The organism is Halomonas heilongjiangensis, assembly GCF_002879645.1.
GTDB lineage: Bacteria > Pseudomonadota > Gammaproteobacteria > Pseudomonadales > Halomonadaceae > Halomonas > Halomonas heilongjiangensis.
The window spans coordinates 37,590-63,247 of record NZ_PNRE01000026.1; the positions used below are offsets into that span (position 1 = coordinate 37,590).

Consider the following 25,658-nt stretch of genomic DNA (forward strand, 5'->3'; position numbering starts at 1 on the left):
TCCCATGAGCGACTCCCAGGACGCCCCGCACACCCTCCAGGTCGCGCTGGGCGAGCGTAGCTACCCCATCCATATCGGCCCCGGCCTGCTCGGTGATCCCCGCTGGCTGGCCCCCTACCTGGCCGGGCGCCAGGTGATGATCGTCACCAACGAGACCGTCGCGCCGCTCTATCTCGAGCGCTGCCGCGCCGGCCTGCCGGACGACCTCGAGGTGCGCGAGCTGGTACTGCCCGACGGCGAGGCGACCAAGACCCTGGCCAGCGTCGAGCGGATCTGGGATGCGCTGCTCGCGGCCGGCTTCAACCGCCGCTGCACCCTCATCGCCCTGGGCGGCGGAGTGATCGGCGACATGGCCGGCTTCGCCGCGGCCTGCTATCAGCGCGGCGTGGCCTTCGTCCAGGTGCCCACCACCCTGCTGGCCCAGGTGGACTCCTCGGTGGGCGGCAAGACCGGGGTGAATCATCCGCGCGGCAAGAACATGGTCGGCGCCTTCTGGCAGCCCCGTGCGGTGCTGATCGACACCGACACCCTGGCCACCCTGCCGCCACGGGAGCTCTCCGCGGGGCTCGCCGAGGTGATCAAGTACGGGCTGATTCGCGATGCCGACTTCCTCGCCTGGCTGGATGCGGAGATGGGGGCGCTGCGCGGCCTCGATGCCGCGGCCCTGACCCGGGCCATCGAGCGCAGCTGTGCCCTCAAGGCCGAGATCGTCGCCGAGGACGAGACCGAGCAGGGGGTGAGGGCGCTGCTCAACCTGGGGCACACCTTCGGTCACGCCATCGAGGCGCACCAGGGCTATGGCCACTGGTTGCACGGCGAGGCCGTGGGCACCGGCATGCTGATGGCCGCCGGGCTCTCGCAGCGCCTGGGTTGGCTCACGGAGAGCGAGGTGGAGAGGGTGCGCGCGATTCTCGAGGCCGCTGCCCTGCCGCTGGCCGCTCCCGCCGACATGGCGGTCGAGGATTTTCTCGACATCATGCGCCTGGACAAGAAGAACCTCGACAGCCGCCTGCGGCTGATCCTGCTGCGTGCCCCGGGGGATGCCTGCGTGCATGACGAGACGCCGCCCGAGACGCTTGCCGCGCTGCTCGCCGAGTTCCCGCGCCGCTGAATCCCCGAGCCGAGCCCCCGAGAGTGCTGTCGCCGACGCCCGCCCCGTGCGGGCGTCGGCGTTTGCATGGGGCCCACTGTCCTGTCGGCGGAATCGGCCTCTCCCCGGGATTCATCAATCCGCATGCGTTATGCCGTATCGGCATGGGGTCGATGCTGCATTTTAGACTAAAGTCTATGCCTGCGCGGAAGACGTTGAAAAATCGTTTTAGGGTTTTGCAAGTCGTTGACTTGTTGGGTTTTTTTGCGGCAGGAAGGGCGCAAGTGCTGGATTTGCCGTCGTTTTTCGAGGCGCGAGAGGGGCGGGATGATTGCGTGAAGGCGGCCGGGCTCGCTATGCTTGCTAGCCTTTTTGCCGCGCAGTCGATGCACTCGGTGGTGACACCAAAAAGAAGAAAAACCGGTAAATATACCATGTGTCGACTGTAAAAGAAACATCATTATCCGAGGCGCGCCCATGAATAGAGGTCTTCACCAGCCCGGCGAGTTCCGTGACAACTGCGGGTTCGGCCTGATCGCCCATATGGAAGGACAGGCCAGCCACGATCTGCTCAAGACCGCCATCGAGTCGCTGACCTGCATGACCCACCGCGGCGGCATCGCCGCCGACGGCAAGACCGGCGACGGCTGCGGCCTGCTGCTGAAGATGCCCGATGCCTTCATGCGGCAGGTCGCCGAGGAGGCGCTGGGCGTCACGCTGGGCGAGCGCTATGCGGTAGGCGCGGTCTTCCTGCCCGACGACGATGCCCGCGAGGCCCGTGGGCGCGAGACCCTGGAAGCCGAACTCGAGGCCCGCGGCCTGAAGGTGCTGGGCTGGCGCGAGGTGCCGGTGGATCCGAGCGTCTGCGGTCCCATGGCGCTGGACTGCCTGCCGCGCATCCGCCAACTGTTCGTCGCGCCGGGTGGCGAAGATGCCGGCAACTTCGACGTGGATCTCTACATGGCCCGGCGTCGCGCCGAGGAAAAGCTGCGCGACGACGAGGACTTCTATGTCTGCTCGCTGTCGCCGGAAGTGGTCTCCTACAAGGGCCTGGTGATGCCGGTCGACCTGCCGGCCTTCTACCGCGACCTGGGCGACGAGCGCCTGGAGACCGCCATCTGCGTCTTCCACCAGCGCTTCTCCACCAACACCGCCCCGCGCTGGCCGCTGGCCCAGCCGTTCCGCCTGCTGGCCCACAACGGCGAGATCAACACCATCGAGGCCAACCGCGGCTGGGCGAACTCCCGCAAGGAGAACTTCGTCAACGAGCGGCTGCCCGACATCGCCGAACTCGACGAGATCGTCAATACCACCGGGTCCGACTCCTCGAGCATGGACAACATGCTCGAGGTGCTGCTGACCGGCGGCATGGAGCTGCACCGTGCCGTGCGCATGATGGTGCCCCCGGCCTGGCAGAACGTCGAACTCATGGACGGCGACCTGCGCGCCTTCTACGAGTACAACTCCATGCACATGGAGCCCTGGGACGGCCCGGCCGGCGTGGTGATGACCGACGGCCGCCAGGCGGTGTGCATGCTCGATCGCAACGGCCTGCGTCCGGCCCGCTGGGTGATCACCCGCAACGGCTACATCACCCTGGCCTCCGAGATCGGGACCTACGGCTACCGGCCCGAGGATGTGGTCGCCAAGGGCCGCGTCGGCCCGGGCCAGATACTCGCCGTGGACACCGAGACCGGCGAGGTGCTGCACACCGCCGACATCGACGAGCGCCTCAAGTCGGCCTACCCCTACAAGCGCTGGCTGAAGCAGGAAGCCAACTACCTGGAGTCGGCGCTCACCGAGCTCGCCAGCTTCCAGAACATGGACCGCGACGAACTCGGCGTGCAGCAGAAGATGTTCCAGGTCAGCTTCGAGGAGCGCGACCAGCTGCTGCGTCCGCTGGCCGAGAGCGGCCAGGAGGCGGTCGGCTCCATGGGGGACGACACCCCCATGGCGGTGCTCTCCGGCAAGCAGCGCCTGCTTACCGACTATTTCCGCCAGAAGTTTGCCCAGGTCACCAACCCGGCCATCGACCCGTTGCGCGAAGCGATCGTGATGTCGCTGGAGACCTGCATCGGGCCCGAGCTCAACGTCTTCAAGGCGACCCCCGAGCACGCCCACCGCATCATCCTGACGACGCCGATCCTCTCGCCGCGCAAGTTCTCCGCGCTGGTCGACCAGGACGACCCGATCTTCGCCAGTCATGTCCTGTCGCTCGGCTATGACCCCGAGCAGACCGGCCTCAAGGGGGCGATCACCGAGCTCTGTCGCCAGGCCGAGGCCGCGGTACGCGACGGCAAGGTGGTCCTGGTGCTGTCGGATGCCAACCTCGCGCAGGGTCAGCTGCCGATCCACGCCGCCCTGGCCGTCGGCGCCGTGCATCACCATCTGGGTCGCCTGGCGCTGCGCCCGCGGGCCAACATCGTGGTCGAGACCGGTTATGCCCGCGATGCCCACCAGATGGCGGTACTGTTCGGGGTGGGCGCCACCGCGGTCTTCCCGTGGCTCGCCTACCAGGTGATGGCCGACATGCACCGCACCGGCGAACTGGTCGGCAACCCCGCCGACGCCCGCGAGAATTATCGCAAGGGGCTACAGAAGGGGCTGTTCAAGATTCTCTCCAAGATGGGCATCTCGACGCTCGCCTCCTACCGCGGTTCCCAGCTGTTCGAGGCGGTGGGCCTCGCCTCCGAGGTGATGGAGCTGTGCTTCACCGGCATGGCGTCGCGCATCGAGGGCACCGGCTTCAGCGAGCTGCAGCTGCAGCAGGAGTGGCTCGCCCGCGACGCCTGGAGCCCCCGCAAGGGCATCTCCCAGGGCGGCCTGGTCAAGTACGTGCACGGCCACGAGTACCACGCCTACAACCCGGACGTGATCAAGGCGCTGCAGGAGGCGGTGCAGGAAGGCGACTACGGCAAGTGGAAGAAATTCGCGGCGCTGGTCAACGAGCGGGCGCCGGCCACCATCCGTGACCTGCTCCGGCTCAAGCCCGCCGCCGAGCCGGTGCCGCTCGACGAGGTCGAGGCCATCGAGGACCTGATCCCGCGCTTCGACAGTGCCGGCATGTCGCTGGGCGCGCTGTCGCCGGAGGCCCACGAGGCCCTGGCCCAGGCCATGAACGAGGCCGGCGGCCGCTCGAACTCCGGCGAGGGCGGCGAGGACCCGGCCCGCTACGGCACCGTTCGCTCCTCCAAGATCAAGCAGATCGCCTCGGGGCGCTTCGGCGTCACCCCGGCCTACCTGGTCAACGCCGAGGTGCTGCAGATCAAGGTGGCCCAGGGCGCCAAGCCCGGCGAGGGCGGCCAGCTGCCCGGCGGCAAGGTCAATGACCTGATCGCCCGGCTGCGCTACTCGGTACCCGGCGTGACCCTGATCTCGCCGCCGCCGCACCACGACATCTACTCCATCGAGGACCTGGCGCAGCTGATCTTCGACCTCAAGCAGGTCAACCCCGACGCCCAGGTCTCGGTGAAGCTGGTCTCCGAGCCCGGCATCGGCACCATCGCCACCGGGGTGGCCAAGGCCTACGCCGACCTGATCACCGTCTCCGGCTACGACGGCGGCACCGCGGCGAGCCCGCTGACCTCGATCAAGCACGCCGGCTCGCCCTGGGAGCTGGGCCTGCCCGAGGTGCACCAGGCGCTGCGCATCAACGGCCTGCGCGACAAGATCCGCCTGCAGACCGACGGCGGCCTGAAGACCGGCCTCGACGTGGTCAAGGCGGCGATCCTCGGCGCCGAGAGCTTCGGCTTCGGCACCGCGCCGATGGTGGCGCTGGGCTGCAAGTACCTGCGCATCTGTCACCTCAACAACTGCGCCACCGGTGTGGCCACCCAGCACGACTTTCTGCGCGACGAGCACTTCCGCGGCACCGTCGACATGGTCAAGCACTACTTCCGCTTCATCGCCGAGGAGGTGCGCGAGCTGATGGCCATGCTGGGGGTGCGTCAGCTCACCGACCTGATCGGCCGCACCGACCTGCTCGAGGTGCTCGAGGGGATCACGCCGTCGCAGCGCAACCTCGACCTGACGCCGTTGCTGGCCAACGACTTCGTGCCCGAGGACGCCCCGCAGTTCTGCCAGGTCAGCCGCAACGTGCCCCACGATCCGGGCGCCAAGAACCGGGAGGTGCTCGAGGCGCTCAAGGACGCCATCGAGGCGAAGTCCGGCGGCGAGTTCGACTTCACCATCACCAACTGCGACCGCTCCGTGGCGGCGCTGACCTCCGGCGCCATCGCCAAGCGCTATGGCGAGGAGGGACTCGAGGGTGCACCGATCACCGTGCGCTTCAAGGGCGTGGCCGGCCAGAGCTTCGGCGTGTGGAACGCCCGCGGCCTGCACCTCTACCTGGAGGGCGATGCCAACGACTACGTCGGCAAGGGCATGAACGGCGGCAAGGTGGTGATCGTGCCGCCGGCGGGCAGCCAGTTCGAGAGCCACCGGACGGCGATCATCGGCAACACCTGCCTGTATGGCGCCACCGGCGGCAAGCTGTTCGCCGCGGGCACCGCCGGCGAGCGCTTCGGGGTGCGCAACTCCGGCGTCCATGCGGTGATCGAGGGCTCCGGCGACCACTGCTGCGAGTACATGACCGGCGGCATGATCTGCGTGCTTGGCGAGACCGGGGTCAACTTCGGTGCCGGCATGACCGGCGGCTTCGCCTACGTGCTCGACGAGGACCGCACCTTCGTCGACAAGTACAACCATGAACTGGTGGAGATCCACCGAGTGAACACCGAGGCCATGGAGGCCTACCGGCGTCACCTGCGGGAGGTCATCGAGGAGTTCGTCGCCGAGACCGGCTCGGCCCGGGGCAAGGCGATCCTCGAGGACTTCAGCGACTTCATTCGCCACTTCTGGCTGGTGAAGCCCAAGGCAGCGAGCCTCAACGGCCTGCTCGCCGAATCCCGTCGGCGTCCCGAGTAAGCCAGGCAGAGAGGAGCAGAGACCATGGCAAACCGTCTGAGCAACGATTTCCAGTTCATCGACGTGGGTCGCCAGGACCCGAAGAAGAAGGACGCGCGGACCCGCTCGCGGGAGTTCGCCGAGATCTACGAGCCCTACAAGCCCCAGGAGGCGGCCAGCCAGGCGCATCGCTGCCTGCACTGCGGCAACCCCTACTGCGAGTGGAAGTGCCCGGTCCACAACTACATTCCCAACTGGCTGCAGCTGGTCAGCGAGGGCAACATCCTCGAGGCCGCCGAGCTGTCGCACAAGACCAATACCCTACCCGAGGTGTGCGGTCGGGTCTGTCCCCAGGACCGCCTGTGCGAGGGGGACTGCACCCTCAACGACGGCTTCGGCGCGGTGACCATCGGCTCGGTGGAGAAGTACATCACCGATACCGCCTTCGCCATGGGCTGGCGCCCCGACATGTCCAAGGTGACCTGGACCGACAGGAAGGTGGCGGTGATCGGGGCCGGCCCGGCGGGGCTCGGCTGTGCCGACATCCTGGTGCGCAACGGCGTCAAGCCGGTGGTGTTCGACAAGTACCCGGAGATCGGGGGCCTGCTGACCTTCGGCATTCCCGAGTTCAAGCTCGAGAAGAACGTCATGGAGCGTCGCCGGGCGGTGTTCGAGGAGATGGGCGTGGAGTTCTGCCTCGGCGTCGAGATCGGCCGCGACATCGCCTTCGACACCCTGCTCGAGGAGTACGACGCGGTGTTCCTCGGCATGGGCACCTACAAGTACATGGAGGGTGGCTTTCCCGGCGAGGACCTGCCCGGTGTCCACAAGGCGCTGGATTACCTGATCGCCAACGTCAATCACTGCCTGGGCTTCGAGAAGGATCCGGCCGACTTCGTCTCGCTGGAAGGCAAGAAGGTGGTGGTGCTGGGCGGCGGCGATACCGCCATGGACTGCAACCGCACCTCGATCCGCCAGGGGGCGGCGAGCGTGACCTGCGCCTATCGTCGCGACGAGGAGAACATGCCGGGCTCGCGGCGCGAGGTGGCCAACGCCCGCGAGGAGGGCGTCGAGTTCCTGTTCAACCGCCAGCCTGTGGCGGTGGTGGGCGAAGGCAAGGTCGAGGGGGTCAAGGTGGTGCGCACCCGCCTGGGCGAGCCCGACGAGAACGGCCGCCAGCGCCCCGAGGTGGTGCCGGGCTCCGAGGAGATCGTCCCCGCCGATGCCGTGGTCATCGCCTTCGGCTTCCAGCCGAGCCCGGCGCCCTGGTTCGCGACCGTGGGCATCGAGCTCGACGAGCGCGGCCGGGTCAAGGCGCCGGAAGAGGGCGCCTATGCCTTCCAGACCACCAACGAGAAGATCTTCGCCGGTGGTGACATGGTGCGCGGCTCCGACCTGGTGGTCACCGCCATCTACGAGGGCCGTCAGGCCGGCGAGGGCATCCTCGACTATCTGGGCGTGTGACGATGCGGCCCCGCTGCCGAGTGGTGAGCGGCGCCGGGGACGGGTCGGAGCGGAGGTCCTTTTCCAGGGATGGAAAAGGTAGCGCCCAGGGAGGGGTTCACAGCGCCTCCGCGAAGACCTGTCGCCGGAACAGCCGCGGGTGGTGGCCTGGGCAAAATTGAGCCATTGGTCGTATTCTGCTAGTCTGTCGTCCCATCCTGGCGCGGCTTCCTGCCACGCCTCATGATCACGTATCGACAGGTTCTCCATGACACGATATATCTTCGTGACCGGCGGCGTTGTGTCCTCTCTCGGCAAGGGCATCGCGTCGGCCTCGCTGGCGGCGATTCTCGAGGCGCGCGGCCTCAAGGTCACCATGCTCAAGCTGGATCCGTACATCAACGTCGATCCCGGCACCATGAGTCCCTTCCAGCACGGCGAGGTGTTCGTCACCGAGGATGGCGCCGAGACCGACCTCGACCTCGGTCACTACGAGCGCTTCATCCGCACGAAGATGACCCAGGGCAACAACTTCACCACCGGGCGTGTCTACGAGCACGTGCTGCGCCGCGAACGCCGCGGCGACTACCTGGGCGGTACCGTGCAGGTGATCCCCCACATCACCGACGAGATCAAGCGCCGGGTCTATGCCGGCGGCGAGGGCTTCGACGTGGCGCTGGTCGAGATCGGCGGCACCGTGGGCGACATCGAGTCGCTGCCCTTCCTGGAGTCGATCCGCCAGATCCGTAGCGAGCTGGGCGCGAGCCGGGCGATCTTCATGCACCTGACGCTGGTGCCCTACATCAAGACGGCGGGCGAGACCAAGACCAAGCCGACCCAGCACAGCGTCAAGGAGCTGCGCTCGATCGGTATCCAGCCGGACATCCTGATCTGCCGCAGCGAGGTCGAGCTCGAGGAAGCCGAGCGCCGCAAGATCGCGCTGTTCACCAACGTGGAAGAGCGCGCGGTCATTCCGCTGCAGGATGCCGACACCATCTACCGCATCCCGCTGATGCTCCATGAGCACGGCCTCGACGAGATCGTCTGTGACAAGCTGCGCCTCACCGCCGATGAGGCCGATCTGAGCGAGTGGGTGCACGTCCTCGACGCCAAGCTCAACCCGCTGAAGTCGATCAACATCGCCATGGTCGGCAAGTACATGGAGCTGCTCGATGCCTACAAGTCGCTCAACGAGGCGCTGATCCACGCCGGCATCCAGACCCGGGTCAAGGTCAACGTCGACTACATCGACTCCGAGGACATCGAGCGCCACGGCACCGAGCGCCTGGCCGGCAAGGACGCCATCCTGGTCCCCGGCGGCTTCGGCGAGCGCGGGGTGGAGGGCAAGATCGCCACCGCCCGCTATGCCCGCGAGAGCGGCATTCCCTACCTCGGCATCTGCCTCGGCATGCAGGTGGCGGTGATCGAGTTCGCTCGCCACGTGGCCGGCTGGGAGGACGCCAACTCCACCGAGTTCACCCACGACACCCAGCATCCGGTGGTGGGCCTGATCACCGAGTGGATCAACGCCGAGGGCAAGATCGAGCTGCGCGACGCCGCCTCCGACCTGGGCGGCACCATGCGCCTGGGGGGCCAGGTCTGCCACCTCGCGGCCGGTACCCGGGCGCGTGAGGCCTATGGTGCCGACGAGATCGTCGAGCGTCACCGCCACCGCTTCGAGGTCAACAACCAGTTCGTCGAGGCGCTGGAGAAGGCGGGTCTGGTGGTCGCCGGCAGGAGCGTCGACAATTCCCTGGTGGAGATGGTCGAGCTGCCGGATCACCCCTGGTTCGTGGCCTGCCAGTTCCACCCGGAGTTCACCTCCACGCCCCGTGACGGCCATCCGCTGTTCACCGGCTTCGTCAACGCGGCGCTGGAGCACAAGGCGGCACGTACCCGCGCCCAGCCCTCGCACCAGGAGTGACGCCATGTCTGTCATGACCGAGTCCGCCCCCGAGCGTCATCTCCCGGAGCGTCATATCTCGGTTGCCGGCCTCACCGCCGGCAATTCATTGCCGCTGATGCTGTTCGGCGGCATGAACGTGCTCGAGTCCCGGGAGCTGGCCCTCGAGGTCGCCGAGGCCTATGTCGAGGTCACCGGGCGGCTCGGCATGCCCTATGTGTTCAAGGCCAGCTTCGACAAGGCCAACCGCAGCTCGATCCACTCCTTCCGCGGCCCCGGCCTCGAGAAGGGACTCGAGATCCTGGCCGAGGTGAAGGCGCGCTTCGCGGTGCCGATCATCACCGATGTCCACGAGCCCTGGCAGGCGGCCCCAGTGGCCGAGGTCGCCGACATCATTCAGCTGCCGGCCTTCCTGGCGCGCCAGACCGACCTGGTGGTGGCCATGGCGAAGACCGGGGCGGTGATCAACATCAAGAAACCGCAGTTCCTGGCGCCCCACGAGATGCGCCACATCATTCGCAAGTGCGAGGAGGCCGGCAACGACCGCCTGATCCTCTGCGAGCGGGGCTCGAGCTTCGGCTACAACAACCTGGTGGTCGACATGCTCGGCTTCGGCGACATGAAGCAGACCGGCTATCCGCTCTTCTTCGACGTGACGCACTCGCTGCAGCGCCCCGGTGGACGGGCCGACAGTGCCGACGGCCGCCGCGCCCAGGTCGCCGAGCTGGCCCGGGCCGGGGTCGCCGTGGGGCTGGCCGGGCTCTTCCTGGAGGCCCACCCGGACCCCGACAACGCCAAGTGCGACGGCCCCTGTGCGCTGCCGCTGGACAGGCTGGAGCCCTTCCTGACCCAGCTCAAGGCCATCGATGACCTGGTGAAGGGGTTCGCGCCGCTCGAGATCTCCTGATTCATCATCACGCTGACACGACAAAAGGAAAATACATATGACCAAGATCGTCGACATTCGCGCCCTCGAGGTGCTCGACTCCCGCGGTAACCCCACGGTGCAGGCCGAGGTGCGCCTGGAAAGTGGCGCGGTGGGCGTGGCCTGCGCGCCGAGCGGCGCCTCCACCGGCTCCCGCGAGGCGCTCGAGCTGCGCGACGGCGACAAGGCGCGCTATCTCGGCAAGGGCGTGCTCAAGGCCGTCGAGGCGGTCAAGGGTCCCATCCGCGAGCGTCTGCTGGGCATGGACGCCCGTGATCAGCACGGCCTCGACGACGCCATGCTCGAGCTCGACGGCACCGACAACAAGGCCACGCTTGGCGCCAACGCCATCCTCGCCGTCTCGCTGGCCGCCGCCAAGGCCGCGGCCAACGCCAAGGGCATGCCGCTCTACGCCCATATCGCCGAGCTCTACGGCCAGCCGGGCCAGTACAGCATGCCGCTGCCGATGATGAACATCCTCAATGGTGGCGAGCACGCCGACAACAACGTCGACATCCAGGAGTTCATGGTCCAGCCGGTCGGCGCGCCGAACTTCCGTGAAGGCCTGCGCATGGGCGCCGAGATCTTCCACGCCCTGAAGAAGGTGCTGTCGGCCAAGGGGCTGGCCACCTCGGTGGGCGACGAGGGCGGTTTCGCCCCGAACCTGGCCTCCAACGCCGAGGCCCTGGCGGTGATCAAGCAGGCGGTGTCCGATGCCGGCTACGAGCTCGGCCGCGACGTGACCCTGGCGCTCGACTGCGCGTCTTCCGAGTTCTACCGGGACGGCAAGTACGACCTCGCCGGCGAGGGCAAGGTCTTCGATGCCGCCGGGTTCGTCGACTACCTGGCCGAGTTGTGCGACCAGTTCCCCATCGTCTCCATCGAGGACGGCATGGACGAGTCCGACTGGGCCGGCTGGAAGGCGCTGACCGACAAGCTCGGCGATCGCGTGCAACTGGTCGGCGACGACCTGTTCGTGACCAATACGAAGATCCTCAAGCGCGGCATCGACGAGCAGATCGGCAACTCCATCCTGATCAAGTTCAACCAGATCGGCTCGCTCTCCGAGACCCTCGAGGCGATCCGCATGGCCCAGGATGCCGGCTTCACCGCGGTGATCTCGCATCGCTCCGGCGAAACCGAGGACACCACCATCGCCGACCTGGCCGTGGGAACCTGTGCCGGCCAGATCAAGACCGGCTCGCTGAGCCGCTCCGATCGCGTCGCCAAGTACAATCGCCTGCTGGTGATCGAGCAGGAGTTGGGCGACCGGGTGAGCTACCCGGGCCGTGCGGCCATCAAGGGGCAGTAATCGAACGCTGTTGCCTTTTGCGTGATTTCTTGTAGGAAATCACCTACAAGAAGGCGAAGAGATTCGCTCGTCATGCACTGCGAAGACCGACATCCGCCGATGTCGGTCTTTTTTATGTTATTGATTTTAATGGTTTTGTTTTTCCACCCTGCCCGGAGGGCGGATCCCCCCACCGCGAAAGCGCGGCAGGGGGAGGGTTGTGCTGCAGCGCAGGGCTGCCACAATGGACTCGGGACAAGGGAGGACGGCAAGGTCCTCTCGGCAGGATGCAACGGGATGCAAGTGTGGTGCGCTTGGTGCGACAGGAAGTCGCTTCCGGGCAGGGACGGCGCCACAGGAGTCGGGCGGAGGGAGCCGCCCAAGGAACGGCTGGGAGCGGGCGGCCTGCGGGCCGCCTTTTTTGCCTGGTGTTCTCCTTCTTCGCCCAAGGCAGAAACGCCGCCGCCGAATGTCGTGAGACATTCGGCGGCGGCGTTTTCGTGCTCCGGGGGCCGGGGTCAGCGCTCGAGCTGCTCGAGCTTGCCCGGCTTGCCGTCCCACTCCTCGGCGTCGGGCAGCGGGTCCTTCTTCTCGCTGATGTTCGGCCACACCTCGGCCAGCTCGGCGTTGATCTCGATGAACGGCTCCTGTCCCTCGGGCAGCTCATCCTCCGAGAAGATCGCCTCGGCGGGACACTCCGGCTCGCACAGGGCGCAGTCGATGCACTCGTCGGGGTGGATCACCAGGAAGTTGGGGCCTTCATAGAAGCAGTCTACCGGGCAGACCTCGACACAGTCGGTGTACTTGCACTTGATGCAGTTCTCGGTGACGACGAATGTCATGCCAGTCTCCCTCCCTCGGGCCGGGACAGACCGCGGCCGGTAATGATGAATCCAAAATTGGTTATAAGAAAATTATTTCTTATAATCCTGATGATTTGATCGGGCCATTCTAGTCGTGGCGCGGGCTTTCCCGCAAGTCGCCCCCGACCCCATTGTCGGCCATTCATACTGTCTCCTTCCAGCGATAGAGCAGCTCCAGCGCCTGCCGTGGGGTCAGGTCGTCCACGGCCAGGGCGCCGAGCGCCTCCACCAGCGGATGGGGGGCGCTGGCGAAGAGATCGGTCTGCTGTGGAATGGCCGGCTCTCCTGCGGGGGAGGCGAGCTGGCGACTGCCCTGGTCGATCTCCTGTTGCTCGAGCAGGCTGAGCTTCTCCCGGGCGCGGGCGATCACCGCCGGCGGAACGCCGGCGAGCTGGGCGACCTGCAGGCCGTAGCTCTGGCTGGCCGGGCCTTCCTCGACGCGGTGCATGAAGACGATGCCGTCCCTGTGCTCCGCCGCCGTCAGGTGCACGTTGGCCACGCTCCCGGCCTGCTCGGCCAGCGCCGTCATCTCGAAGTAGTGAGTGGCGAACAGCGTGAAGGCGCGGGTGCGGGTCAGGTGCTCGGCGCTGGCCCAGGCCAGCGACAGGCCGTCGAAGGTGCTGGTGCCGCGACCGATCTCGTCCATCAGCACCAGGCTGTGGTCGGTGGCGTTGTGCAGGATGCTGGCGGTCTCGGTCATCTCCACCATGAAGGTGGAGCGCCCGCCGGCGAGGTCGTCGGAGGAGCCGATGCGGGTGAAGATGCGGTCGACCGGGCCGATCTCCGCCGCGTCCGCCGGCACGAAGCTGCCGGTATGGGCGAGCAGGGTGATCAGTGCCGCCTGGCGCATGTAGGTGGACTTGCCGCCCATGTTGGGGCCCGTGATCACGAGCATCCGCCGCGCATCATTCATGATCAGGTCGTTGGGCACGAAGGGCGCCTCGCTGACCTGTTCCACCACCGGGTGGCGGCCGCCGCGGATGCTGATGCCGGGCGTCTCGGCGAGCCGGGGTCGGGCGAAGTCCAGCGCCTGGGCGCGCTCGGCGAAGGCGCACAGCACGTCCAGCGCCGCCAGTGCCCGGCCGGTGGCCTGCAGGGCGTCGAGGTCGGCGTTGAGGGTGTCGAGCAGGCCGTCGTAGAGCAGCTTTTCCCGGGCCAGGGCGCGGGACTTGGCCGACAGCGCCTTGTCCTCGAACTCCTTGAGCTCGGGGATGATGAAGCGCTCGGCGTTCTTCAGGGTCTGGCGGCGGACGTAGTCCGCCGGGGCGTCGCGGGCCTGGGCGCGGGGGATCTCGATGTAGTAGCCGTGGACCCGGTTGTAGCCGACCTTGAGCCCGGGCAGGCCGGTACGCTCCCGCTCGCGGGTCTCGAGCCGGACCAGGTAGTCGCCGGCGTGCTCGGCGAGCCCGCGATGCTCGTCGAGCTCGGCGTCGAAGCCCTCGGCGATCACCCCGCCATCGCGGATCACCACCGGCGGGTTGTCGACCAGGGCGCGGGTCAGGGTGTCGCCCAGTTCGGGGTAGGGGCGAATGTGCCGGCGCAGTTCGTCGAGAGTCGTGCCCTCGCTGTAGCCGGCGAGCTCCCTCTCCAGCTCGGGCAGCGCCGTGAGGGCGTCGCGCAGCCGGGCGAGATCCCGCGGGCGGGCGCTGTAGAGCGCCACCCGCGCCAGGATGCGCTCCATGTCGCCGATCGCCTTGAGCGCCTCGCGCAGGGGCACGAAACCCTCGACGTCGAGCAGCAGGGCCACTGCCGACTGCCGGGCCGCGACCTGCTCCCGGTCGCGCAGCGGGCGGTTGAGCCAGCGCTTGAGCAGCCGCGAGCCCATGGCGGTGGCGGTGGTGTCGAGCACGCTGGCCAGGGTGTTGTCGGCGGTGCCGCCGAGGTTCACGTCGATCTCCAGGTTGCGGCGGCTGGCGGCATCGATCACCACGGCGTCGTCGCGGCTCTCCACCCCGATGGCGGTGACGTGGGGCAGCCTGGAGCGCTGGGTGTCGCGGGCGTAGTCGATCAACACCCCGGCGGCGGTGATGGCGGCCTCCAGGTGGGCGCAGCCGAAGCCGCGCAGGTCCTGGACCTGGAACTGATCGCACAGGGTGCGGTGGGCGCTCTCCCGATCGAACAGCCAGTCGCTCTGGCGGCGCAGGCCGCGGCGGCCGTCGAGGCTCGGTGGCAGGTCCAACCCCTCGGCGACCAGCAGCTCGGCCGGGTCGAGGCGCTGGAGCTCGGCCAGCATCTCGCCCTCGCCCTCGACCTCGAGCACGCTGAAGCGGCCGCTGGAGAGCTCCAGCCAGGCCAGCCCCCAGCACTCGCCCTGGGGATGCAGGGCGACCAGCAGGTTGTCGCGGCGGGCGTCGAGCAGCGCCTCGTCGTAGAGGGTCCCCGGGGTGACGACGCGTACCACCCGGCGCTCCACCGGCCCCTTGCTGGTCGCCGGATCGCCGATCTGCTCGCAGATCGCCACCGACTCGCCGGCGGCCACCAGGCGGGCCAGATAGCCTTCGGCGCTGTGGTAGGGGACACCGGCCATGGGAATCGGCTTGCCGGCGGACTGGCCGCGCTGGGTCAGGGTGATGTCGAGGAGGGACGCGGCGCGCCTGGCGTCGTCGAAGAACAGCTCGTAGAAGTCGCCCATGCGGTAGAAGAGCAGCACGTCCGGGTGCTCGCGCTTGATCTTCAGGTACTGGGCCATCATGGGGGTATGCTGGGCGCTGGCCTGGGACATGGGGTTCCTGTGAGTCTCCGTCGGGTTCCGTGGGGCCGTGGCGGCGTGGCGCACACGGGCCTGCATGTCGCGAACAAAGGCAGTATTGTACGGAAAAGTCGACGCAAATGCCTTCAGGAGCGATGCGATGCCCCATAGTGCCTCCAGCCTGGCCAACCTCGACCTGACGCTGCTCGCCGAGCGGCTGGGGCGGGCCTGCCGCGAACGCGGCGTGACGGTGACGGCCGCCGAGTCCTGCACCGGTGGCGGGGTGGCCAGTGCGATCACCGCGGTACCCGGCAGCTCCGACTGGTTCGAGACCGGCTACGTGACCTATGCCAACGGTGCCAAGACCCGCCTGCTCGGCGTGCCGGAGGCCGTGCTGGCCGAGCGCGGGGCGGTCAGTCGCGAGGTGGTCGAGGCCATGGTCGCCGGCGCCTGTCGCGACAGCGGCGCGGGCCTCGGCGTGGCGATCAGCGGGGTGGCCGGCCCCGGTGGCGGCAGCCCGGAGAAGCCGGTGGGCATGGTCTGGCTGGCCTGGGGCGATGGCGAGCACCAGCAGGCGGCCTGCCGCCACTTTCCCGGCGACCGCCGAGCGGTGCGCGAACAGGCGGTGCGCGAGGCCCTGGTCGGGCTGATCCGGTACCTGGAGCGCGACTGACGCGCGGCCTCGTCGGTGAGGCTGGCCGAGCGAGATTTTTTTCGCCATACTACTGTGCAGTCATACAGTACCCAATCCATTCCTCTCGTTTCATTCCATTGCCAGGAGACCCGTGATGGCTCAGGACGACAATCGTTCCAAGGCGCTGAATGCCGCGCTTTCCCAGATCGAGCGCCAGTTCGGCAAGGGCACCGTGATGCGCCTCGGCGATACCCCGCGGGTGGTCATGCCGTCGGTGTCCACCGGCTCGCTCGGGCTCGACATCGCCTTGGGCATCGGCGGCCTGCCCTTCGGCCGCGTGGTGGAGATCTTCGGGCCGGAGTCCTCGGGCAAGACCACCCTGACCCTGTCGGTGATCGCCGAGGCCCAGAAGCAGGGCAAGACCTGCGCCTTCATCGATGCCGAGCACGCCCTGGACCCGAGCTATGCCGAGAAGCTCGGCGTCAACCTCGACGACCTGCTGGTCTCCCAGCCCGACACCGGCGAGCAGGCCCTGGAGATCTGCGACATGCTGGTGCGCTCCGGCGGCGTCGACGTGATCATCATCGACTCGGTGGCCGCGCTCACCCCGCGGGCCGAGATCGAGGGCGAGATGGGCGACTCCCACGTCGGCCTGCAGGCGCGCCTGATGTCCCAGGCGCTGCGCAAGATCACCGGTCACATCAAGAACGCCAACTGCCTGGTGGTGTTCATCAACCAGATCCGCATGAAGATCGGCGTGATGTTCGGCAGCCCCGAGACCACCACCGGCGGCAACGCGCTGAAGTTCTACGCCAGCGTGCGTCTCGACATCCGCCGCACCGGCTCGGTGAAGCAGGGCGACGAGGTGACCGGCAACGAGACCCGGGTCAAGGTGGTCAAGAACAAGGTGGCGCCGCCGTTCCGCCAGGCCGAGTTCCAGATCCTCTACGGCAAGGGCATCTACCACGCCGGCGAGGTGATCGACCTGGGCGTGCAGTGCAGCCTGGTCGACAAGGCGGGTGCCTGGTACAGCTACCAGGGCAACAAGATCGGCCAGGGCAAGGCCAATGCCGCCCAGTTCCTCGAGGACAACCCCGCCGTCATGGAGGAGATCGAGAGCCAGATCCGTGCCCAGCTGCTCGCGGCCCCGGCACCGAAGGAGGAGGCCGAGGAGGCGGTGGCCGACGCCGAGGCGCGCGAGGACGACCTGCTCTAAGCGATGCGTGGCCAGCCTGCCGCCGGTCGCGCCGCGCCCCCCCGGGACGATGCCATCCGCCTGCTGGCGCGGCGCGAGTACTCCCGCGCCGAGCTAGGCGAGCGGCTGTCGGCCCGCGGCCATGAGGCGAGCGAAGTCCAGGCCTGCCTCGACGACCTGGCCGAACAGGGGCTGCAGTCCGATGCCCGCTTCGCCGAGAGCTTCCTGCGCTCGCGGATCGCTCGCGGCCAGGGGCCGCTGAAGATCCGCGCCGAGCTCGAGCGGCGCGGCCTCGATCGCGAAGGTATTCGCGCCGCCTTCGCCGCGTCCGAGGAGGCGGGCGAGGCCGACTGGTTTGCCCTGGCCTGCGACACCCTGTCCAGGCGCTTCCCCGGCCCCGGTGACACGCCCCGCGAGCGGGCCCGCCGCGAGCGCTTCCTGGCCGGCCGCGGCTTCGACTTCGACCAGCTGCGCCATGCGCTGGCCCATGCCTGGACGAGCGACGACTAGGCGCTCGCCCGGCTGGGCAGTCGCAGTTGGCGAGGGGCGCCGGGGGGAGGTCGGAGAGGAGGTCTTTTGCCAAGGAAGGCAAAAGTAGCGCCCAGGGACGGGTTTACAGCGCCTTCGCGTAGGCCTGCCGCCGGATCAGCCCCGAAATCAGCCCCGAGTGGTGCAGTCAGCGGCGCCCCTTCAGTCGCTTGACAACTGCGGTATAATGGCTCCCTTTGCGAAAGCCCCGGGTGGCGCGAGCAGCGCGCGCCGGCGCGGCGTTTCCGGCTCTCGCCGGACTCCCGCCTGCCCGCCGGGTCACCATGCCATCGCCACGGATACCCCATGAAAAGCGCAGACATCAGACAGGCCTTTCTGAGTTTCTTCGAGCAGCACGGCCACACCGTCGTGCCGTCCAGCTCCCTGGTGCCGGGCAACGACCCGACCCTGCTGTTCACCAACGCCGGCATGGTGCCCTTCAAGGACGTCTTCCTCGGCCGCGATCCGCGCCCCTATGTGCGGGCGGCCTCGTCCCAGCGCTGCGTGCGCGCCGGCGGCAAGCACAACGACCTCGACAATGTCGGCTACACGGCCCGGCACCACACCTTCTTCGAGATGCTGGGCAACTTCAGCTTCGGCGACTACTTCAAGCGTGACGCCATCCGCTTCGCCTGGACCTTCCTCACCGAGACGCTGGGCCTGCCGAAGGAGAAGCTGTGGGTCACGGTGCACATCAGCGACGACGAGGCCGAGCGCATCTGGAAGGACGAGATGGGCATCGACCCGGCGCGCTTCTCCAAGCTCGACGAGGACAACTTCTGGCAGATGGGGGATACCGGCCCGTGCGGGCCGAGCTCGGAGATCTTCTTCGACCACGGCCCCGAGGTGTGGGGCGGGCCTCCCGGCAGCCCCGAGGAGGACGGCGACCGCTACATCGAGATCTGGAACCTGGTCTTCATGCAGTTCGACCGCGACGCGGCCGGCACCCTGAACCCGCTGCCCAAGCCCTCCATCGACACCGGCATGGGGCTGGAGCGCATCGCCGCGGTGATGCAGGGCGTGCACTCCAACTACGAGATCGACCTGTTCCAGAACCTGCTCGAGGCGGCGGCCCGGGCCACCGGCCATGGCGATACCACCACGCCGTCGCTGCGGGTGATCGCCGACCATATCCGCTCCTGCGCCTTCCTGATCGCCGACGACGTGCTGCCCTCCAACGAGGGGCGCGGCTACGTGCTGCGCCGGATCATCCGCCGCGCCATCCGCCACGGCCACAAGCTCGGCGCCCAGGGCAGCTTCTTCCACAAGCTGGTGGGGGCGCTCGACGCTGAGATGGGCGAGGCCTTCCCGGAGCTGCGCCGGGCACGCCACCAGATCGAGCGCATCCTGCTCAAGGAGGAGGAGCAGTTCGCCCGCACCCTGGAGCACGGCATGAGCCTGCTCGAGGAAGCACTGGGCGGTCTCGCCGGCGAGGTGCTGCCCGGCGAGACGGTATTCAAGCTCTACGACACCTACGGCTTCCCCTACGACCTCACCGCCGACGTCTGCCGCGAGCGCGGCGTGACCCTCGACGAGGCGGGTTTCGAGCGCGAGCTCGAGGCCCAGCGCGAGCGAGCGCGTGCCGCCAGCCAGTTCGGCGCCGACTACGGCGCCGCCCTGGAGCTCGAGGGCGAGACCGCCTTCACCGGCTACGACCGCCTGGAGGACCGTGCCACGGTCACCGCCATCGTCGACAGTGCCGGCAACGAGCTGGCCGGGCTGGAGCCCGAGCAGAAGGCCGTGGTGGTACTCGACCGCACCCCCTTCTATGGCGAGTCGGGCGGCCAGGTGGGCGACACCGGCTACCTGCACCTCGACGGCGGTCGCTTCCTGGTCACCGACACCCAGAAGCAGGCCGGCCACCATCTGCACCACGGCGTGCTGCTCGAGGGCAGCCTGAACGTAGGCGCCGAGGTGCGCCCCCAGGTCGACGCCAGCCTGCGGGCGGCCACGGTGCGCAACCACTCGGCCACCCACCTGATGCACCAGGCGCTGCGCCTGGTGCTCGGCGACCATGTGCAGCAGAAGGGGTCGCTGGTGACGCCGGAGCGCCTGCGCTTCGACTTCAGCCACTTCGAGGCGATGACGCCGGAGCAGCTCGCCGAGGTGGAGCGCCTGGTCAACGAGCAGGTCCTGGCCAACGCGCCGACGAAGATCGAGCAGATGACCCTCGATCAGGCCAAGGACAAGGGCGCGGCGGCGCTGTTCGAGGCCAAGTACGCCGACAGCGTGCGGGTGCTGACCATCGGTGCCGACGACTTCTCCGTCGAGCTGTGTGGCGGTACCCACGTGGCGCGCAGCGGCGACATCGGCTGCTTCCATATCGTCAGCGAGGCCGGCATCGCCTCGGGCGTGCGTCGCATCGAGGCGATCACCGGCCAGGGCGCGCTGGCCTGGTTCCGCGAGCAGGAGGCCCGCCTTACCCGCATCGGCGAGCGGCTCAAGGCCAAGCCCGAGCAGGCGGAGGAGCGGGTCGAGTCGCTGCTCGAGCGCAACCGCGGCCTGGAGAAGGAGCTCGAGCGGCTCAAGGCCAAGCTCGCCAGCGCCGCCGGCAGCGACATGCTCGGCCAGGCGCGCGAGGTCAACGGCGTCAAGGTGCTGGCCACCCGCCTCGAGGGGGTCTCCGGCAAGGAGCTGCGGGGCATGCTCGACCAGCTCAAGCAGAAGCTGGGCTCCGGCATCGTGGTGCTCGGCGTGGCCGACGAGCGTGCCGGCAAGGTGAGCCTGATCGCCGGGGTCACCGAGGACCTCACCGGTCGCGTCAAGGCCGGCGAGCTGGTCAACCACGTGGCCTCCCAGGTCGGCGGCAAGGGCGGCGGCCGGCCCGACATGGCCCAGGCCGGTGGCACCGACGTGGCGGCCCTGCCCGGGGCGCTCGCGAGCGTACCGGCCTGGGTCGAGTCGCGGCTCCAGTAACCGTTCTCCCGGGGCCGGTGGCAGCAATGCCCCGGCCCTGGTCACATTGTTCCACCTTTCACTCATCCGGGCGCGACCCGCTCGACATACGAGGGAAAACGGCATATGGCACTATACGTACAGAAGTTCGGCGGCACTTCGGTGGGCTCCGTGGAGCGCATCAAGGCCGTGGCCGAGAAGGTCAAGGGCTTCCGCGACAACGGCCATCAGGTGGTGGTCGTGGTCTCCGCCATGAGCGGCGAGACCAACCGCCTGATCGGCATGGCCAACGAGATCAACGACGAGCCGACGCCTCGCGAGATGGACATGCTGGTCTCCACCGGTGAGCAGGTCACCATCTCGCTGCTCGCCATGGCCCTGCACAAGCTGGGCGTGCCGGCCACCTCCTACACCGGCTCCCAGGTCGGCATCCTCACCGACAGCGCCCATACCAAGGCGCGCATCCAGCGTATCGAGACCGACGAGATGCGCGAGGACCTGGACGACGGCAAGGTGGTCGTGGTCGCCGGTTTCCAGGGGGTCGACGAAGAGGGCAACATCACCACCCTGGGGCGCGGTGGCTCCGACACCACCGGTGTGGCCCTGGCCGCGGCGCTGAAGGCCGACGAGTGCCAGATCTACACCGACGTCGACGGCGTCTACACCACCGACCCCCGGGTCTGCTCCAAGGCCCAGCGCCTGGATACCATCACCGTCGAGGAGATGCTCGAGCTGGCGAGCCTGGGGTCCAAGGTGTTGCAGATCCGCGCCGTCGAATTTGCCGGCAAGTACAATGTGGCGCTGCGAGTGCTGTCCAGCTTCGAGGACGGCCCCGGCACCCTGATCGTTGCAGACTCCGACCAAGACGAGGACTCCATGGAAGAACCACTGATCTCCGGTATCGCCTTCACCGCCAATGAAGCCAAGCTGACCCTGCTCAACACCCCCGACGTGCCGGGCGTGGCCTCGCGCATCCTGGGGCCGATCGCCGACGCCAACATCGAAGTCGACATGATCGTGCAGAACGTGGCGCCGGCCGGGGACTACACCGACTTCACCTTCACCGTGGCCAAGGGCGACTACAAGCAGACCCTGAAGATCCTCAAGGAGCAGGTGATTCCCGAGCTGGGGGGCGGCGAGGTGCGCGGTGACGACAACATCGCCAAGCTCTCGCTGGTCGGCGTCGGCATGCGTTCCCACGCCGGCGTGGCCTCGAAGATGTTCCGCGTGCTGGCCGACGAGAACATCAATATCCGCATGGTTTCCACCTCCGAGATCAAGATCTCCGTGGTGATCGACGAGAAGCATATGGAACTCGGCGTGCGTGCGCTGCATACGGCCTTCGGCCTCGACAAGAGCGACATCGAGAGCGAATAAGGGCGTCGCGTGCGGCCGACACCTTCTACGCTTGTAGGGAAGTCCGTGACTCCAGGGTAACGGTACTTCCCTTCAACGGGGCTCTCGGGTGTCATGGAGTCGGTGCCATTGGTCAGGGACGACGCTATGCCACATAATGAGGCGGCGCTGCCCTGTCGGCGAACATCCCGTTGCCAGCAAGTCCGAGAACAAGTCTGAGAAGGAGATCAGCCATGCTCATCCTGACCCGCCGTGTCGGCGAAACCCTGATGATCGGAGACGACATCACCGTCACCGTGCTGGGCGTCAAGGGAAACCAGGTCCGAATCGGCGTCAACGCCCCCAAGGATGTCGCTGTGCATCGTGAGGAGATCTACCAGCGCATACAGCGTGAGAAGGCCGATGCGGAGGGTGGCGATCAGGGAAGCTGAGACGTGGCGGAGCGACGGCCGCCGTCGGCCCGAAAAAACCATGGAGGTCGCTGGACAATGGCCTTCAGAAACGGTAACATACGCGCCGTGTCGATGAGGGAGAGGTGGCCGAGTGGCTGAAGGCGCTCCCCTGCTAAGGGAGTATGGGGTTTATAGCCCCATCGAGGGTTCGAATCCCTCCCTCTCCGCCAAGTCCCTGAAGGTGCATTCATCGGATGCCGGTCAGGAACGGTTTGACACAGTGTGAAGATAGAGCGCCCGTAGCTCAGCTGGATAGAGTACCTGACTACGAATCAGGTGGTCGGAGGTTCGAATCCTCCCGGGCGCGCCATCTTCGAGCGGAGCAAATGTGGTTTCGACGGCATCTCGCCTCGTGTCGCATTCCGCGCAGTGAGCCCATCGCTGCATTCAGCGCCCGTAGCTCAGCTGGATAGAGTACCTGACTACGAATCAGGTGGTCGGAGGTTCGAATCCTCCCGGGCGCGCCAGATTTCGACCCGTCCTCGCCTGCGAGGGCGGGTCTTCCACTTTCCGGACCCGCATTGTCTGCTGGCCGAGTCGGCGTCGCAGCTCGCACGTCGGTTCCGCGATCGTTTGAGGCGCCGTCACGATGTGACGAGCGCCTCTTTTTTTCGATACTGCTGCCGTCTGCGCCCGGCGCTTCGGCGTCAGGCCGGCTCGAGGTTGCGCGTGCCGCGTCGCCGGGGGGGCGGGGCATCGGGATCCGCCACCTGCAGTCCCGTCATCAGGGTGTCCAGATCGGTGAGGCGCTTGAGTGCCTGGAAGCGGCGCGCCGCTTCGGGGTCTCGCGTGCGCATCTGGTTCAGCCACTGCTTCACCAGGGAGGTGACAACCCGGTCGGGAAGTGTGTTACGCTGCAATGCAGCATACTCGGCCAGGAGCTCGCCTCGCCGTGACCAGTCGGTAGGCGGCAGCCGCTCGCCGGTGGCTTGCCAGTGGCGGATGCGCGGGGCGAGCCAGGGATCGGCCAGGGCGCCGCGACCCAGCATGACATCGTGGCAGCCCGAGAGGGTGCGGGCCTTCCAGTAGTCCTCGAGGGTCCAGATGTCGCCGTTGGCCACCACCGGGATGCGCAGCCGCTGGCGAATGCGGCCGATCCACTCCCAGTGGGCGGGAGGCCGATAGCCCTCGTCACGGGTGCGGCCGTGGACCACTAGCTGTCGCGCGCCGCCGTCCTCGGCGGCCAGGGCGCACTCGAGCGCCCTGCGCCGGTCGGCGAAGCCCAGGCGAATCTTGGCCGTCACCGGGATGGCGTCGCCCACGGCGGCATGCACGGCGGCCACGGCGGCCTGCACCCGGCGCGGGTCGCGCAGCAGCGAGGCACCGCCGTCATGGCGGTTGACCAGTTTCGCCGGGCAGCCGAAGTTGAGGTCCAGGCTCACGGCGCCCAGTGCGAGTGCCTGGCGGGCATTGGCGGCCAGGGCCTGTGGGTCGGATCCCAGCAGCTGCAGGTGCACCGCCGTGCCACTGGGCGTGGCCACCCGGGAGTTCGTGAGCTCGGGGCAGTGCTTGAGGAAGACGCGAGGCGGCAGGCGCGCGTCCACGACACGCACGAACTCGGTGACCGCCCAGTCGAAACCGCCTCGGCGCGTCAATAGGTCGCGGGTCACGGCATCGATCACGCCCTCCATGGGCGCTAGGCCGATGCGACCGCTGTGTAGTAAATTAACAACGCTGATTTCCACCATAACGCCATTGCAATCTGCCGGGAGTGTGGCAGGTTATACGATCGAAAAAATTACGCAAGCCGCCCTGATCGTGCGAGATCGGCGCCGGCTGGAGACAAGATCCAGGAGAATGCCACATGCAGGACACCGAGCTTCTACAGGAAGGGCTTGCCTTGATGGGCCTCGGCATGGGCTTTGTTTTTGTTTTTCTTACCGTGCTGGTGGTCGTCACCACCCTGATGTCGCTGATCGTCCGCCGCCTCGCCCCCGAGCCGGCCCCGTCCGCCCCCGATGGCCCGCGTCCCCCGGCTACGCGCCAGGAGGACGGCGAACTGATGGCGGTGATCGGCGCCGCCCTGCACCGTCACCGCCAGCGCCATCGCCGCTGAGGCGTCTCCTTCCCGGTTTCCATCCTCCATCCCATAACGACAAGGTCACTCCCATGACTGACAATGCTGCTCGCCCGCTGGGCATCACCGATGTCGTACTACGCGACGCCCACCAGTCGCTGTTCGCCACGCGCATGCGGCTCGACGACATGCTGCCCATTGCCGAGAAGCTCGACAAGGTCGGCTTCTGGTCCCTGGAGTCCTGGGGCGGCGCCACCTTCGACGCCTGTATCCGCTACCTTGGCGAGGACCCATGGGAGCGGATACGGGCGTTGAAGGAAGTCATGCCCAACACCCCCCAGCAGATGCTGCTGCGTGGCCAGAACCTGCTCGGCTATCGCCACTACGCCGACGACGTGGTCGACCGCTTCGTCGAGCGGGCCCGCACCAACGGCGTCGACGTGTTCCGCGTGTTCGACGCCATGAACGACCCGCGCAACCTCGAGCGCGCCATCCAGGCGGTGCGCAAGGTCGAGGGCCATGCCCAGGGCACGCTGTCCTACACGGTGAGCCCGGTGCACACCCTGGACGGCTGGGTCGAGCTCGGCAAGACCATCGCCGCCATGGGCGCCGACTCCCTGGCGATCAAGGACATGGCCGGCCTGCTCAAGCCCTACGACGCCTATGAACTGGTGTCACGCCTCAAGCAGGCGGTCTCGATTCCCATCCATATGCAGTGTCATGCCACCACCGGCATGTCCACCGCCACCGCGATCAAGGCCGCCGAGGCGGGCATCGACAACGTCGACACCGCCATCTCGTCGATGTCGATGACCTACGGTCACAGCCCCACCGAGTCGGTGGTGGCGATCCTGGCGGGCACCGAGCGCGACACCGGCCTCGACCTCGAGCTGCTCGAGGAGATCGCCGCCTACTTCCGCGAGGTGCGCAAGAAGTACGCCGCCTTCGAGGGCTCGCTGAAGGGCATCGACTCGCGCATCCTGATCGCCCAGGTGCCGGGTGGCATGCTCACCAACATGGAAGGCCAGCTCAAGGAGCAGGGCGCCGGCGACAGGCTCGACGACGTGCTTGCCGAGATCCCGCGGGTGCGCGAAGACCTGGGCTTCATCCCGCTGGTCACCCCGACCTCGCAGATCGTCGGCACCCAGGCGGTGATGAACGTGATGATGGGGGAGCGCTACAAGTCGATCTCCAAGGAGGTCCAGGCACTGCTCAAGGGCGAGTATGGCGCCGCCCCGTCGGCGTTCAATCGGGAGCTGCAGGCCCGCGTGCTGGAGGGCAATCAGCCGATCACCTGCCGCCCGGCCGACAACCTCGCCCCGGAGATGGACAGGCTCGCCGCCGAGCTCGAGGAGAAGGCCAAGGCCGAGGGCATCCGCCTGGCCGAGGGCGAGCGTGCGATCGACGACGTGTTGACCTATGCGCTGTTCCCGCAGATCGGCCTGAAGTTCCTCAAGCACCGCGACAACCCC

Annotated in this window: 17 protein-coding genes and 3 tRNA genes; 17 read left to right on the top strand and 3 right to left on the bottom strand. The window is 67.7% G+C overall.

Annotation, left to right across the window (positions count from 1 at the left end; genetic code table 11):
• Positions 1–4: 4 nt before the first annotated feature.
• The 6 genes from aroB to eno all read left to right on the top strand — a co-directional run bounded on the left by aroB (position 5) and on the right by eno (position 11,578).
• Positions 5–1,111, top strand: coding sequence for a 3-dehydroquinate synthase (gene aroB / locus C1H66_RS06175; protein WP_102627029.1), 1,107 nt, complete (start codon positions 5–7; stop codon positions 1,109–1,111).
• A 456-nt stretch (positions 1,112–1,567) separates the two neighbouring features.
• Positions 1,568–6,016, top strand: coding sequence for a glutamate synthase large subunit (gltB, locus tag C1H66_RS06180; protein ID WP_102627030.1), 4,449 nt, complete (start codon positions 1,568–1,570; stop codon positions 6,014–6,016).
• 24 nt (positions 6,017–6,040) lie between these two features.
• Positions 6,041–7,459 (top strand): FAD-dependent oxidoreductase, encoded by a 1,419-nt coding sequence (locus tag C1H66_RS06185; RefSeq protein WP_102627031.1) that lies wholly within the window; start codon positions 6,041–6,043, stop codon positions 7,457–7,459.
• 247 nt (positions 7,460–7,706) lie between these two features.
• Positions 7,707–9,362 carry a CTP synthase gene (locus C1H66_RS06190; RefSeq protein ID WP_102627032.1) on the top strand — a complete coding sequence of 552 codons (1,656 nt, stop codon included), beginning with the start codon at positions 7,707–7,709 and terminating at the stop codon, positions 9,360–9,362.
• A 13-nt stretch (positions 9,363–9,375) separates the two neighbouring features.
• The gene (gene kdsA / locus C1H66_RS06195) at positions 9,376–10,248 is read left to right on the top strand and encodes a 3-deoxy-8-phosphooctulonate synthase (RefSeq protein ID WP_102627048.1); all 873 of its coding nucleotides are present in this window, start codon (positions 9,376–9,378) and stop codon (positions 10,246–10,248) included.
• A gap of 37 nt (positions 10,249–10,285) precedes the next feature.
• Positions 10,286–11,578: a phosphopyruvate hydratase gene (eno, locus tag C1H66_RS06200; protein WP_102627033.1), complete on the top strand. Its 1,293-nt coding sequence runs from the start codon at positions 10,286–10,288 to the stop codon at positions 11,576–11,578.
• A 497-nt stretch (positions 11,579–12,075) separates the two neighbouring features.
• On the opposite strand, the gene fdxA is transcribed toward eno, so the two are convergent.
• Together fdxA and mutS are read right to left on the bottom strand one after the other, a co-directional pair.
• A complete protein-coding gene (gene fdxA / locus C1H66_RS06205; RefSeq protein ID WP_102627034.1) occupies positions 12,076–12,399 on the bottom strand; it encodes a ferredoxin FdxA in 324 nt (107 codons plus the stop codon).
• Positions 12,400–12,562: 163 nt separating this feature from the next.
• Positions 12,563–15,142, bottom strand: coding sequence for a DNA mismatch repair protein MutS (gene mutS / locus C1H66_RS06210; RefSeq protein ID WP_102627035.1), 2,580 nt, complete (start codon positions 15,140–15,142; stop codon positions 12,563–12,565).
• A gap of 127 nt (positions 15,143–15,269) precedes the next feature.
• Here mutS and C1H66_RS06215 point away from each other — a divergent pair, with 127 nt between their 5' ends.
• The 9 genes from C1H66_RS06215 to C1H66_RS06255 all read left to right on the top strand — a co-directional run bounded on the left by C1H66_RS06215 (position 15,270) and on the right by C1H66_RS06255 (position 22,636).
• On the top strand, positions 15,270–15,782 hold the full coding sequence (locus C1H66_RS06215; protein ID WP_102627036.1) for a CinA family protein: 513 nt from the start codon (positions 15,270–15,272) through the stop codon (positions 15,780–15,782).
• Positions 15,783–15,897: 115 nt separating this feature from the next.
• On the top strand, positions 15,898–16,959 hold the full coding sequence (recA, locus tag C1H66_RS06220) for a recombinase RecA (RefSeq protein ID WP_102627037.1): 1,062 nt from the start codon (positions 15,898–15,900) through the stop codon (positions 16,957–16,959).
• A gap of 3 nt (positions 16,960–16,962) precedes the next feature.
• Positions 16,963–17,448 carry a regulatory protein RecX gene (locus tag C1H66_RS06225; RefSeq protein ID WP_102627038.1) on the top strand — a complete coding sequence of 162 codons (486 nt, stop codon included), beginning with the start codon at positions 16,963–16,965 and terminating at the stop codon, positions 17,446–17,448.
• Between the two features lie 324 nt (positions 17,449–17,772).
• Entirely contained in the window at positions 17,773–20,382 is a 2,610-nt protein-coding gene (gene alaS / locus C1H66_RS06230; RefSeq protein ID WP_102627039.1) for an alanine--tRNA ligase, read from the top strand.
• A gap of 105 nt (positions 20,383–20,487) precedes the next feature.
• Positions 20,488–21,738 (top strand): aspartate kinase, encoded by a 1,251-nt coding sequence (locus C1H66_RS06235; protein ID WP_102627040.1) that lies wholly within the window; start codon positions 20,488–20,490, stop codon positions 21,736–21,738.
• A 212-nt stretch (positions 21,739–21,950) separates the two neighbouring features.
• Complete coding sequence (csrA, locus tag C1H66_RS06240) at positions 21,951–22,148, top strand: carbon storage regulator CsrA (RefSeq protein WP_102627041.1); 198 nt, start codon at positions 21,951–21,953, stop codon at positions 22,146–22,148.
• A gap of 98 nt (positions 22,149–22,246) precedes the next feature.
• A tRNA-Ser gene (locus C1H66_RS06245) sits at positions 22,247–22,339 on the top strand.
• Between the two features lie 63 nt (positions 22,340–22,402).
• Positions 22,403–22,479 (top strand) — tRNA-Arg (locus tag C1H66_RS06250).
• A gap of 80 nt (positions 22,480–22,559) precedes the next feature.
• Positions 22,560–22,636, top strand: a tRNA-Arg gene (locus C1H66_RS06255).
• Positions 22,637–22,816: 180 nt separating this feature from the next.
• Here the strand turns inward: C1H66_RS06255 and C1H66_RS06260 are convergent.
• Complete coding sequence (locus C1H66_RS06260; protein ID WP_102627042.1) at positions 22,817–23,800, bottom strand: tRNA dihydrouridine synthase; 984 nt, start codon at positions 23,798–23,800, stop codon at positions 22,817–22,819.
• 173 nt (positions 23,801–23,973) lie between these two features.
• On the opposite strand from C1H66_RS06260, the gene C1H66_RS06265 reads away from it, so the two are divergent.
• Both C1H66_RS06265 and oadA read left to right on the top strand, forming a co-directional pair.
• Positions 23,974–24,225 (top strand): OadG family protein, encoded by a 252-nt coding sequence (locus C1H66_RS06265; protein WP_102627043.1) that lies wholly within the window; start codon positions 23,974–23,976, stop codon positions 24,223–24,225.
• A gap of 53 nt (positions 24,226–24,278) precedes the next feature.
• The coding region (gene oadA / locus C1H66_RS06270) for a sodium-extruding oxaloacetate decarboxylase subunit alpha (RefSeq protein WP_102627044.1) at positions 24,279–25,658 on the top strand (1,380 nt) is incomplete at its 3' end.